Source organism: Stenotrophomonas sp. a6, from assembly GCF_030913325.1.
GTDB lineage: Bacteria > Pseudomonadota > Gammaproteobacteria > Xanthomonadales > Xanthomonadaceae > Stenotrophomonas > Stenotrophomonas maltophilia.
On the sequence record NZ_CP133161.1, the window covers coordinates 641,155 to 653,994 of the forward strand.

Consider the following 12,840-nt stretch of genomic DNA (forward strand, 5'->3'; position numbering starts at 1 on the left):
TGACTCTCCATCGAAATCGAATATTTCGAGATCTGAAACATCTGAGCCGAGCATGGCTCGGCTCTACAGAAGGCAATGCCCGACAGATCGCGGAAAACTGTCGAAGGCGGGGTGGGTCCGGTTGTGGGGGCGTGAGCCGCATGGATGCGGCGACCGAGCTTACATGGACGTACTTGCAGCGTCCCCCGCAACCGGACCCACCCCGCCATCCCCCAGGAACCCAGCTTTTGCTCCGGCTGTTGCTTCGGCTCTGGCTCTGGCCTCTGCCGGTGCCGGTGCCGGGTGCAACCCGGCCGATACCCTCCCGGTGCTAGGCTGTGGCTAACGACAACCACGGAGGCGGGATGGGGGCGATCGTGTTGTTGCCGCTGTGCGTGGACGATGCCGCGCTCGACCGCTGCCTGGCCGCACTGGATGCCGGCACCGCGCCGGGCACCGCGGTCTGGTTGGCCGACGATGCGCAGACCGGGCCGCGCGCGCAGGCGGTGGTGGAACATTGGTTGGCGCATACGCCACTGCAGGCCGAGTACACCCGCCGCGCGCGGCCGCTGGGCGAGGTGGCCCACCTGGACGAGATGTTGCGCGCCTGCGATGGCATGGACGTGGCGGTGCTGGCACCGGACAGCGTGCCCGCGCCGGGCTGGCTGCAGCAGCTGCAGGACACCTTCGCCCGCGATGCCGCCATCGCCACCGCAACCCCGTGGTGCAATGCCGGCGAAACCGCTGCGTGGCCACGGCTGGGCGAAATCAATCCCGAACCCCATGATCCGGCCCTGCTGGCGCATACCTGTGCCACATTGCCAACCCTGCACCCCGAGCTGCCGTCCGCAGTCACCCATGCGGTGCTGGTGCGGGGCAACGCGCGTCGACGTGCCGGGGGCCTGGACGTGGACAGCTACGCCGGCTGGAACGCGGCGCTGGTGGACCTGAGCCTGCGCATGGCCGGCCTGGGATGGCGCAACGTGCTGTGCGAGACCGCCTTCGTCAGCCGGGCAGGGGAGGCGGTCAGCCGTGACGGCGATCTTGAAGCGCTGGCTGCGCGCTGGCCGGGCTGGGTGCCTCGGTTGGCGGACTTCCTGATGCACGACCCGCTGCGCGGGCTGCGTGCCGACCTGCAGCAGCGCATGCGGCAGGCGATAATGCCGAAGGAACAGGGCGACCTGTTCGTTCCTTCCGCGCCGGAGCCACCCGTTTGAATGTTGCCATCGCCGCCATCGTCGTCACCTACCAGAGCGGCAGCACCATCGATGCCTGTCTCTCGCGCCTGCGCCAGGCGCGGGACGTGGCCGAAATCCGGGTGATCGACAACGGCTCGATGGATGGCACGCTGGATATCGTGCAGCGCCATGCCAGCCACGACCCGCGCGTGCGTTTTGTCGGCAATCCGGACAATCCCGGCTTTGCCGCCGCAAACAACCAGGGGGTGGCCGATTCGCACAGCCCGTGGCTGGCCTTCATCAACCCGGACCTGATGGTCGAGCCCGATACTCTGGCCGAGCTGCGCAGCCGTGCCGAACGGTTGGGGGATTGCCTGCTGGGTGTCGAACAGCTGGACGAGCATGGCCATGCCGACGAGGCCGTGCGCCGTCGTGATCCGGATTTCCTGTTGATGCTGCGTTCGCCCGGCAAAGGCTCGAAGCTGTCGGTCCCGCGCGATCCGCAGCAGGCGCTGCAGCGGGTGCCGGCGTTGTCTGGCGCGCTGCTGCTGATGCCGCGTGCGCTGTTCGACCGCATCGGTGGCTGGGACGCTGGCTATCGCCTGCACGCCGAAGACCTGGACTTGTGCCGGCGCGCACGTGAGGCTGGCGCGGTGGTGGCGATCGCCAACGACCTGCAGGTCACCCATGTGCGCGGTGTCTCCAGCCGCTCACGGCCGTTCTTCGTGGAATGGCACAAGCACCGGGGCCTGTGGCGCTATTTCCGGAAGTTCGAGGCCAGTCAGCGTTCGCTGCCGGTGCGCGTGGCGGTGTGGGGCGCGATCTGGGCCCACGCCCTGATGCTGGTGCCGCGCCTGGTGCGCAGGTCGTTGTAGAGCCGGAAGGGCATCCACGCATGGCGTGGATCTACCAATGCCGTTCCGCGGAGAGCCGAGCGTGGCCGCAGCCACCCCGGTTCACCCTGCTGGGCGCATAATCCGCCCCATGCCTATCATCCAGTCCCTGCTCGACACCGACCTGTACAAGTTCACCATGATGCAGGCGGTGCTCCACCAGCACCCCGGTGCCCAGGTGCAGTACCGGTTCAAGTGCCGCACGCCCGGCATCGACCTGGCCCATTACATCGACCAGATCGACGAAGAGATCGACCACCTGTGCAGCCTGCGTTTCAGCGACGCGGAGCTGGATTACATGCGTGGCCTGCGCTTCGTGAAGCCCGACTTCGCCGATTTCCTCGGCCTGTTCCACCTCGACCGCAAGTACATCCAGCTGCGCGCGTCGAAGACCGTGCCCGGCGAGATCGAACTGGACATCACCGGCCCGTGGCTGCACACCATCCTGTTCGAAGTGCCGCTGCTGGCGATCATCAACGAAGTCTGGTTCCGCAACACCACCACGCCTGACTTCGCCGAAGGCGAGCGCCGCCTGCAGGCCAAGGCCGCGCTGCTGCGCGATACCCCCGGTTTCGAACAGTGCCGCATCGCCGACTACGGCAGCCGCCGCCGCTACTCGCGCGACTGGCACGCGCGCCTGCTGCCGCTGCTGCGCGATGCACTGGGCCCGCAGCTGGTCGGCACCAGCAACGTGCACTTCGCCCGCCTGTACGGCATGACCCCGCACGGCACCATGGCCCATGAGTATCTGCAGGCCTTCCAGGCGCTGGGCCCACGCCTGCGTGACTCGCAGGTGGCGGCGCTGGAATCGTGGGCACGCGAGTATCGCGGCGACCTCGGCATCGCGCTGTCCGACGTGGTCGGCCTTGATGCGTTCCTGCGCGACTTCGATATGTACTTCTGCAAGCTGTTCGACGGTGTCCGCCACGATTCGGGCGATCCGTTCGACTGGGGCGACCGCATGCTGGCGCACTTCCAGCAGCGCCGCGTCGATCCGCGCAGCAAGGTGCTGGTGTTCAGCGATGGGCTCGACATCGCCAAGGTCATGCGCCTGTACGACTACTTCCGTGGTCGCTGCCAGGTCGCGTTCGGCGTCGGCACCCACCTGACCAATGATCTGGGTCCGACGCCGCTGAACATCGTGATCAAGATGGTCCGCTGCAACGGCCAGCCGGTGGCCAAGCTCAGCGATTCGCCGGGCAAGAGCATGTGCGACGACCCCGGCTACCTGGCCTACCTGCGCCAGGTCTTCGAGCTGCCGCCGGCGTAAACACGTCGGCTTACAGGTAGTCGACCACCACCAGGTAGGCGCCCTGCAGCGGCTGCTGCTTCGAAGCCTGCACGCTGTAGCGCTCGGAGAAGGCGATATCGCCGGCGCGCATCGTGCTGGCCGACACCGACAGCTTCTGCCCCTGGCGCTTGCCGTCGCGCAGCGTCGCGGCCTGGCCATCGGCCAGCGCCGTCACAGCCACCGTCGAGCCCTTGGCCGACGGCGGGCAGGCCGCCAGGCTCAGCTCGCCCTGGGACAGGTTGGTCATGCAGCCCGGCTCGGCGATACGGCCGCTGAAACGAATGCTGCCGCTGCTGGCCTGGGCCAGCGCACTGACGGACATCAGGGCCACGCACAGCAGAAGGGAGGTTCTCATGACACGTTCTCTGGTTCGGTGTGTCCTAGTTAGCGACAGGTTCGATCCGTCTTTAATAGGACGATTCCGAATCTGCTAGGGCCATCACCAACAAAGAGTGATGCGCATCAAATAAGATGATTTCCACCTTAAAAAGGCCTGTTTCCGCGCATGCCGAATGCGCCGCCAGGTGCGTCATGCAGGGTCGTTTGTGGCCTGATCCGGCCACCGTCAAATTCCTTGCGCTCCCCCAATCATGATTTCGCCTAACACGTCACATTTGAGGCGTCAATGAATTGGCGTTCAGAAAAATAATGAGACTTTCATCACAGTTGTGCCTATACTCGCGTCACGGATTCAGGGGAAGGTATGTCCGAGTCCGGCCACAGGTGAGACGCAAGGATGGGTCTTGATAGCCCGGCAGTGCTCCTTGCTTCCTCCTCTACTTCTCATCTCTTCAGTAGGGTTAGGTAAAAGCGAATGCACAAGATCAACCTCATTGCCGCTCTGATGCTGGCCGCCGCTCCGCTGGCCGCCAACGCCGCCGACGGCACCATCACCTTCAACGGCAAGGTGACCGACAAGACCTGCACCATCTCGACCCCGGGCGGCAAGGACTTCGCCGTCAACCTGCCGACCGTGTCCAAGAACACCCTGGCCACCGCCGGTGCCGTTGCCGGTCGTACCCCGTTCGCCATCAACCTGACCAAGTGCAGCGCCGGCAACGTCGCGACCTACTTCGAGCCGGGTTCGACCGTCGACTTCAACACCGGCCGCCTGCTGAACCAGGCCTCGGCCAACGCTGCCACCAACGTGCAGCTGCAGCTGCTGGGCTCGAACAACCAGGTCCTGCCGATCAAGGCTGCTGGCGCTGGCCTGGCCCAGACCAACTCGCAGTGGGTCACCGTCGGCACCGACGGCTCGGCCGACCTGAACTACTACGCTGAGTACTACGCCACTGCCGCCGCCACCCCGGGCGACGTCACCAGCAGCGTCAAGTACACGATCATCTACAACTGATCGTAGCCGTACCCGCACTGGCCGGCGTACGCGCCGGCCAGTGCATCGCGGCCCCTGGCCACATACCTCGAGCGTAGTACTTCCGATGAAAGCATTCTTTCCCCGGGCGCTGCTGCTGGCAGCGTTCACGCTGCCCTTCTGCCAGAACGCTCTGGCCGGCGTGGTGGTCAATGGCACGCGAGTGATCTATCCGGCGCAGGCGCGCGAAGTCACCGTGCAGGTCGACAACGTGGGCGATTCGCCGGCGCTGGTGCAGGCCTGGATCGACAGCGGCGACGCCAACCAGACCGCCGATACCAGCGATGCCCCGTTCGTACTGACGCCGCCGATCGCGCGCGTCGAGCCGGGCCGCAGCCAGGCGCTGCGACTGATCTTCTCCGGCGCGCAGTTGCCGACCGACCGCGAGTCGGTGTTCTGGCTCAACGTGCTGGATGTGCCGCCGTCCCCGGACAACGCTGACAGCGGCGAACAGAATTACCTGCAGGTCGCGTTTCGTTCGCGCCTGAAACTTTTCTACCGGCCGCAGGGCCTGAAGGGCGTCGCCAACGATGCACCGGCAGCGCTGCGCTGGACCCGCAATGGCGACCGCCTGCGGGTGGAAAACCCGAGCCCCTTCCACGTCACTCTGGCCGAAGTACATGCCGTGAGCGGCAGCAGTGAAAAGGCCGTCGAGGACAAGGGCGCGATGGTCGCGCCGAAGCAGAGCCTGGAGTTCGCCGCACCGGCGGGCACCGACCAGGTCCGCTTCATCACCATCAACGACTACGGCGGCCGGGTGGAACACACCATCCGCCTCGGCAGCACCGGGGGCTGAACGCGCCGCGCCGGCCCCTGGCCTGCGCATCCCGCCACCGCCGCTGTGCGGCGAATTGAAGGAATGTCAGTGTGATCGGAAACAGATTGACATTGTCGATCCATCAGGCGCTTTGCCTGCTGGTTGCTGGTGTGGCCTGCCCAGGATGGGCGCTGGCTGCCCCGGCCAATCTCGGCGAACAGGCGCTGATGGCGCAGAGTGGTGCGGCCAATGCGCGTGCACCGGAATCGGCGCAGTTCAACTCCAGCTTCCTGTCTGGCCAGGCCAAGCAGGTGGACCTGGCGGCCTTCAGCAACGGCAACCCGATGGTGGCCGGCAACTATCGTGTCGACGTGTACGTCAACGGTGCCTGGCAGGGCCGTCGCGATCTGCAGTTCAAGGCCGATGCGCAGGGCCGTGTCGACGCCTGCCTGCCGCTGCCGATGCTGGAAGAAATGGGCGTGGACAGCGAGGCCGTGCTGCTGCAGCAGGATCCGTCCGTGCCCACCGACAAGACCAGCTGCGTGCCGGTCCAGCAGCGCATGGCCAATGCCTATGGCGTCTATGACAGCGGCAACCTGCGCTACGACCTGAGCATCCCGCAGGTGTTCCTGCGCCGCGAGGCGCGTGGCTACGTCAACCCGGCGCTGTGGGACCGTGGCATCAATGCCGGTTTCGTCGGCTACAGCTTCAATGCCATCGACAGCGACAGCCGCGTCGAAGGTGGCCAGCGCAACCGCAGTGCCTACCTCGGCCTCAACGCCGGCATGAACCTGGGTGGCTGGCAGTTCCGCCACGATTCGAACCTGACCTGGTCCGAGGGCGACGGCCGCCATTGGCAGAGCATCGCCACCTATGCGCAGCGCGGCATTCCGCAGGTGCGCGGCATGCTCACCATCGGTGAGGCCTACACCACCGGTGAACTGTTCGATTCGATCGGTTACCGCGGTGCCAGCCTGGCCAGCGACGACCGCATGCTGCCCGATTCGCTGCGCGGTTACGCGCCGGTCGTGCGCGGCATCGCCGAGACCAACGCGCGCATCGAAGTGCGCCAGAACGAGCAGCTGATCTACTCCTCCACCGTGTCGCCGGGCAGCTTCGTCATCGACGACCTGTACCCGACCGGTTACGGCGGTGATCTGGAAGTGAGCGTGATCGAGGCCGATGGCCGCCGCCGCGAATTCAAGGTGCCGTTCGGTTCGGTGCCGCAGATGCTGCGCGAAGGCGTGTCGCGTTACTCGCTGACGGCCGGCCAGGTGCGCAACAAGCTGCTGGCCGATGAGCCGTGGCTGGTGCAGGGCACCTACCAGCGCGGTATCGGCAACCAGCTGACCCTGTACGGTGGCAGTGCACTGAGCGATGGCTACCTGTCGCTGCTGTACGGCGTCGGCCTGTCCACGCCGGTCGGCGCATTCGCTGCCGACGTCACCCATGCGCGTACCTCGTTCGATCACTACGGCAACCACACCGGTGCCAGCGTGCGCTTGAGCTACAGCAACATGATCGGCGAGACCGGGACCAACCTGACGCTGGCCGCCTACCGCTATTCGACCGAAGGCTTCTACAGCCTGCAGGACGCGCTGTACGGCCGTGATTCGGACAAGCGCGGCATCGATCCGACCACCCGTGGCCGCCAGCGCAGCCAGTTCCAGGTAACGCTGAACCAGCCGCTGGGCCGTCGCGGCGGTGCGCTGTACGTGACCGGTTCGGTGCGTGACTTCTACGACCGTTCCGGCACCTCCAAGCAGTACCAGGTGGGCTACAACAACGCTTGGCGTTCGGTGAACTACGGCTTCTCGGCGCTGCGCACCGAAGAGGGCGTGCTGGGCCGTTCCGACACCCAGTACCTGTTGTCGATGAGCGTGCCGCTGGGCCGTGGTTCCCACCCGGTGTCGTTCAGCGCCGATCTCGGCGTGCGCGACCGCGGTGGCTATGACAACAGCCGCGTCGGCATCACCGGTTCGGCCGGTGTCGACAACAACTTCAGCTACGGCGTGGCCCTGTCCGATTCCCGCGAAGGTGGCACCACCGCGGTCGGCAACGCCGAGTACCGCAGCCGCTACTCCGCGTTGAACGCGACCTACAGCCACTCGCGCGATTTCCGCCAGGCTTCGGTCGGTGCCAACGGCAGCGTGGTCGTGCATCCGGGCGGCTTCACCTTCACCCCGCAGCGTGGCGACACCATGGTGCTGGTGGAAGCGCCGGGCGCACGCGATGCGATCGTCAGCAACGCCCCGGGCCTGCGCGTCGATGGCCGCGGCTACGCGGTGGTCCCGTACGTGTCGCCGTACCGCCTCAACACCGTCACCCTCGACCCGCAGGGCATGGCCCACGACGTCGAGCTGGAAAGCACCAGCCAGTCGATCGCGCCGTTCGCCGGTGCCATCAGCTACCTGCGCTTCGATACCCGCAAGGGCAACGCGCTGCTGATCCAGGTGCGCAACCCGGATGGCCGCACCATGCCGTTCGGTGCGCAGGTCAAGGATGAGCAGGGCCAGCCGGTGGGCATGGTCAGCCAGGGTGGCCGCCTGTACGTGCGCAGTGAAAAGAACCAGGGCAGCCTGCTGGTGGAGTGGGGCGCCGGCGCCGACCAGCGCTGCACCGTCGATTACCAGGTTCCGGCGGGCGCAGATGCGTCCAAGACCGGCTTCATTCCGCTGGAGGCAGCATGCCGATGATTTCTTCCCGTGGCCGCAAGGCATTCACCGGCCTCGCATTGCTGGGCGGTGTGTTGCTGGCACAGCAGGCCAGTGCGGCCTGCCGCATCCAGATCAACGGTTTCGTTGCGCAGGACGTCACCATGGACATGGGGCAGATCGTGATCCTGCCCAGCACGCCGGTCGGTGGCGTGATCAAGGAAATCAGCGAATCGATCAACCAGCGTGACCGGGTTGCCAGCTGTGACTGGAACGGCGGCTACTCGCGCGGCGAGTATGTCAACGCGGCGCAGAGGCGTCCGGTACCGGGATTTGCAGACACCTTTGAAACCGATGTCCCAGGCGTTGGCATCAAGCTGTTCCGAGACGCAGGGACGTTCCAGGTCTATTACCCGCATTCGATTCCCTTCGGCTACACGACCGTCACGCTGAACGGCGGTCGCTTCCGCATCCAGCTGATCAAGACTGCCGCTCAGACCGGTTCCGGCGTGATCGCGCCGAATGGCCGCTTCACCACGTACTACTTCGACGGCGATGGCCCTGGCCGGCCGGTGCTGACCTCGACCTTCAAGGGCTCGGGCACCACCGTGGTCAGCCCGACCTGCGAAGTGCAGGCCGGCAGCCGCAATATCGCCGTCGATTTCGGCAGCGTGCCCAACACCACTTTTACTGGTGTCGGTTCCAAGGCTGTCGACCGCGATTTCGAGATCCGCCTGAACTGCCAGGGCAGCAATGTCGCGCAGTACCAGAGCAAGATCGGCATCCGCCTCGATGCCGATCAGGACAGCTCGAACATGCCGGGCGTGCTGAAGCTCAGTGCGGCCAGCAACAGCGCCACCCGCATCGGCATCCAGATGGTCCAGCGCGATGGCACCACCGAGCGCGAAGTGCGCTTCGGCCAGACCGTCAATGTCGGTACCACCACCCCCGGCACCAGCACGATGACCTTGCCGCTGCGCGCCCGCTATGTGCAGACCCAGGCCGGCACGGTCGGTGCCGGTGTCGCGAACGGCCAGGCCACCTTCACCATCCAGTACGAGTAAGGCGGCCCCAGGCCGCAGCCACTGCTGCGTTCCACCGCAACGTCGCCCGTGACACGGGCGGCGTTGACTGCGTCTTGATCTTCCAACGATGAAGATCAATGCCACGACGCGCGTACCATCATTCGAATGTGATGTACGTCGCGATTTTGGAGTTTCCTCATGAGGTGACCGTCTCCTGCCTGCGGGTATTGGACGGGAACGCCGAAAGGATCCAGACGTGGCTACAGCTCCTGGCATTTCCCCGCACCGGCTGTCCGGAGCGCTGCGGTGAAGGTCCTGTCGGTGTTTGGCACGCGACCGGAAGCGATCAAGATGGGGCCGCTGGTGCGGGCCCTGGCCGAGGCTGCGGACATCGAATCGGTGGTCTGCATCACCGGCCAGCACCGGGCGATGCTGGACCAGGTGATGTCGCTGTTCGAGATCACCGCCGACCATGACCTGGATGTCATGGTGCCCAACCAGACCCTCAATGGCCTGTGTTCCAGACTGTTCGAACGGCTTGACGCGCTCTACACGCAGGTCCGTCCCGACCGGGTGCTGGTGCACGGTGATACCACCACGGCGATGACCGCCGCGCTGGCCGCGTTCCACCACCGCATTCCGATCGGTCATGTCGAGGCCGGACTGCGCACCGGTGACATCAACCGGCCGTGGCCGGAGGAAATGAACCGGCGGGTGATCGATGTGGTCGGCCACCAGTTGTACGCGCCCACGCCCAGCTCGCGCGCCAATCTGGTCGGTGAACACCTGGGCGGGCAGATCCTGGTCACCGGCAACACCGTCATCGATGCCCTGCAGCAGACCGTGGAGCGCCTGGATGCCGACCCGGCGTTGCGTGCGCGGGCTGACGAACCCTTCCACATGCTTGACCCCGATCGTCGCCTGCTGCTGGTCACCGGCCACCGCCGCGAGAGCTTCGGTCAGGGCTTCGAGGACATCTGCCGTGCGCTGGCTCAACTGGCACGGCGGCCGGACCTGCAGGTGCTGTACCCGGTGCATCTCAATCCGAACGTGCAGGGCCCGGTCAACGCCCACCTCGGCCATCTCGACAACGTGCACCTGGTGCCGCCGCAGGACTACCTGCGCTTCGTGCGGCTGATGCAGCGCGCCGACGTCATCCTCACCGACTCCGGTGGCGTGCAGGAAGAGGCACCGGCGCTGGCCAAGCCGGTACTGGTCATGCGCGACGTCACCGAACGCCCGGAGGCGGTCGAGGCCGGTGTGGTGACGCTGGTCGGCACCGCGCCCTCGCGCATTGTCGAAGCTGTCAATGCGGCACTGGCACAACCACCGCACCCGACCCGCTTCGATCCCGACGCCAGCCCCTACGGCGATGGCCGTGCCAGCGCGCGCATCGTCGCCGCCCTGCGTGGCACGCCGCTTCCCGAATTCTCGCCCGGCCTCCGCAGCAGCGGCGCCGTCCACCCCCATCCACGCGAAGTGACGCCATGACCCAGACCGGCCGCTCTCCCCTGTTTGCATCCGCCGCCGCGTTCGTCCTGTCGGGCGTGGTTGGCAGTGTCCATGCCGCCGACAGCGTCGCCGGCCAGTTCGCCGAGTGGAGCGGTGACAGCACGGTCAGCCGGCAGATGACCCTGCGCGAACTCGGTTTCCGCCAACCGCTGGTGCTCAGCGGGCAGGAGAGCCAGCGCGAGATCTACCTGCCAGTGCCGGCCGGTGTCGCCACCCGCGATGCGCAGCTGCAGCTGGACGGGCGCTACGTGCGCGGCCATGCCGGGCGCACTTCTGGCCTGTGGTCGGTCGATGGCGATCCGATCGCCGCACGCTCGATCACCGATGCACAGGGTGACGCCAGCCAGCTGCTGGCCATCGATGGCGAACCCCGCCAGAACGGCTTCGTTAGGGTCGGCGTCGGCTGGTGGTCGATCGTGTCCGACTACCAATGTGCCGACCAGAGCGCGCCGGCCAACGTGCTGCGGCTGTCGCCGGACTCGCGCTTCAGCTACCGCTTCGACGGCCGCGCCGTGGACACCGTGGCCAAGGCCTGGGGCGCGCTGCCCCCGCAGGTGCGCCTGCTGGTGGACGGCAAGGCGCTGCAGGCCCCCATCTATGACGCGGCCTGGCGCATTGGCGCGGCCCTGCGGGCCGGTGGCAAGCAGGTGCAGGTGGTGGCACTGCCCAAGGTCGGTGACAGCGCCGACCTGACCGGCATCAGCATCCCGGCCAGCCTGCAGGTCGTGCCGGCCTATGCCGCGCTGGCCACTGGCGAGCGCGCATATGTGATCAAGGATCTGGCTGAAGTGGGGGCACTGCTGTCGCTGCGTGACAGCGGGCCGCTGGCCGCCGATGTGATGATCGGCAGCGACGCATTGCGCGCTGGCGTGCGCACGGCACTGGATGCGCTGGCCGCACAGGTTGCCACCGCTGGCGCCGACGCGGGCACGGCGTTCGCCGCGTGGCGCGGTACCGACATGGGTGGCCTGGAAAAGCCCGCGGCCACCGCCTCGGTCCGCGTGGTGGCCGTTGCCGGCCGTCCGACGCTGGTGGTCGATCCGCCGGCGGCGGGCAAGGTCGCCGGGCTGTTCGCCGAACAGTGGCGCAGCTATGCACTGGGCCGAAGCCTGCAGGTCAGCGCAGCGGGCACGCCGAAGCTGGACGGTGACCAGGTGCTGCTGAGCCGACTCGGCAACATCGCCGGCACGATGGATGTCGTGACCCGCGCGGACCGCAGCGCCAGCTTCGACCTCGGCGCGTTGTCGGCCGATGGGCGCCTGCCCGAGGAGGTGGTGATCGACGTCTCGGCGGCCCCCAATGCGGCCGGGCAGGGCGCGGTGGCCACGATCCATTTCAACGATTACCTGCTGGGCGGCAAGGTGCTGTCGGCCAACGGCCAGCCGCAGCGGCTGGTGGCCAAGGTGCCGGCCTACGCGCTGTCGGCACGCAACGAGATCCGCGTCAGCTTCCTGCGCCAGCCGGCACGCCCCTATTGCCACGATCCGGCCACCGCGTATCCGGTCTCGATCCTGCCCAGCAGCCACCTGACCCTGGCCAAGCGTTCGCTGGGCAGTGACTTCGTCGGTGCCAGCAGCCAGCTGTCACGCGGCAACCAGATGTTCGTGCCCGCTACGTGGCTGCAGGACGCGCCGGCATCGCTGCGCAAGGTGATCGCGGTGGCCAGTGCAGTGGGGGCCTCGCCAGAGGCGTCGGAGCTGAAGGTGGTCGATGCCGGTGCGGCGATCAGCCCGGATGCGCCGTGGCTGGCTTTCGGTGTGGCGCCGTCGGGTGTCGATGTGGCCGGCCTGAAGGACGGCCACCTGCTGATCGGCGGGAAGCCTCAGCCGCTGCTGGATGTCAGCGGCCTGGATCGCGCCGCGGTGGTGCAGGTCGGCACCTCCGGCGGCCAGCTTGGCGTGCTGTACAGCGATCTGGGTGCACAGGCACCGTCGTTCGGCGCACCGTTCCGGCTGCTGCGCGGTGATCTGGCGGTGCTCGACGGCAGTGATGCCGTGCGCGAGTTCGATCGCCAGGATCCTTACGGGGGCCGAGTTGCCCAGGATGGCAATCCACAATCGAAGTGGGAACGGCACATGGTCTGGTTGCTGCTGCTGGTCGGCGTGATCGTGTTCGCGCTGCTGGCCGCCCGCGTCACCCAGGTGCGCCGCCGCAAGTCCGCCAACACAGGGCACTGATC

10 protein-coding genes are annotated in these 12,840 nt (G+C 66.8%); 9 read left to right on the forward strand and 1 reads right to left on the reverse strand.

Annotation, left to right across the window (positions count from 1 at the left end):
- Window positions 1-344: 344 nt before the first annotated feature.
- The 3 genes from Q9Q79_RS02925 (at window position 345) to pncB (ending at window position 3,320) form a co-directional block, all read left to right on the forward strand.
- On the forward strand, window positions 345-1,196 hold the full coding sequence (locus tag Q9Q79_RS02925; RefSeq protein WP_062607827.1) for a glycosyltransferase: 852 nt from the start codon (window positions 345-347) through the stop codon (window positions 1,194-1,196).
- Window positions 1,193-2,032, forward strand: coding sequence for a glycosyltransferase family 2 protein (locus Q9Q79_RS02930; protein WP_062607824.1), 840 nt, complete (start codon window positions 1,193-1,195; stop codon window positions 2,030-2,032). Before Q9Q79_RS02925 ends, Q9Q79_RS02930 begins: the two co-directional genes overlap by 4 nt.
- A gap of 109 nt (window positions 2,033-2,141) precedes the next feature.
- On the forward strand, window positions 2,142-3,320 hold the full coding sequence (pncB, locus tag Q9Q79_RS02935; protein ID WP_005412211.1) for a nicotinate phosphoribosyltransferase: 1,179 nt from the start codon (window positions 2,142-2,144) through the stop codon (window positions 3,318-3,320).
- Window positions 3,321-3,330: 10 nt separating this feature from the next.
- Here the strand turns inward: pncB and Q9Q79_RS02940 are convergent, their stop codons facing one another.
- Window positions 3,331-3,696 carry a hypothetical protein gene (locus tag Q9Q79_RS02940; RefSeq protein WP_201862234.1) on the reverse strand — a complete coding sequence of 122 codons (366 nt, stop codon included), beginning with the start codon at window positions 3,694-3,696 and terminating at the stop codon, window positions 3,331-3,333.
- Window positions 3,697-4,155: 459 nt separating this feature from the next.
- Here Q9Q79_RS02940 and Q9Q79_RS02945 point away from each other — a divergent pair, with 459 nt between their 5' ends.
- The 6 genes from Q9Q79_RS02945 to Q9Q79_RS02970 all read left to right on the forward strand — a co-directional run bounded on the left by Q9Q79_RS02945 (window position 4,156) and on the right by Q9Q79_RS02970 (window position 12,838).
- Complete coding sequence (locus Q9Q79_RS02945) at window positions 4,156-4,695, forward strand: fimbrial protein (protein ID WP_005408038.1); 540 nt, start codon at window positions 4,156-4,158, stop codon at window positions 4,693-4,695.
- 85 nt (window positions 4,696-4,780) lie between these two features.
- Window positions 4,781-5,509 carry a molecular chaperone gene (locus Q9Q79_RS02950; protein ID WP_088436096.1) on the forward strand — a complete coding sequence of 243 codons (729 nt, stop codon included), beginning with the start codon at window positions 4,781-4,783 and terminating at the stop codon, window positions 5,507-5,509.
- 92 nt (window positions 5,510-5,601) lie between these two features.
- Window positions 5,602-8,166, forward strand: a complete 2,565-nt coding sequence (locus Q9Q79_RS02955; protein ID WP_197614429.1) for a fimbria/pilus outer membrane usher protein — start codon at window positions 5,602-5,604, stop codon at window positions 8,164-8,166.
- Window positions 8,157-9,188, forward strand: coding sequence for a fimbrial protein (locus tag Q9Q79_RS02960; RefSeq protein WP_099497600.1), 1,032 nt, complete (start codon window positions 8,157-8,159; stop codon window positions 9,186-9,188). The genes Q9Q79_RS02955 and Q9Q79_RS02960 overlap by 10 nt, the downstream gene beginning before the upstream one ends.
- Window positions 9,189-9,455: 267 nt before the next feature.
- Window positions 9,456-10,640, forward strand: coding sequence for a UDP-N-acetylglucosamine 2-epimerase (non-hydrolyzing) (gene wecB, locus Q9Q79_RS02965; RefSeq protein WP_201862232.1), 1,185 nt, complete (start codon window positions 9,456-9,458; stop codon window positions 10,638-10,640).
- Window positions 10,637-12,838, forward strand: a complete 2,202-nt coding sequence (locus Q9Q79_RS02970; protein WP_201862227.1) for a cellulose biosynthesis cyclic di-GMP-binding regulatory protein BcsB — start codon at window positions 10,637-10,639, stop codon at window positions 12,836-12,838. Before wecB ends, Q9Q79_RS02970 begins: the two co-directional genes overlap by 4 nt.
- Window positions 12,839-12,840 lie beyond the last annotated feature (2 nt).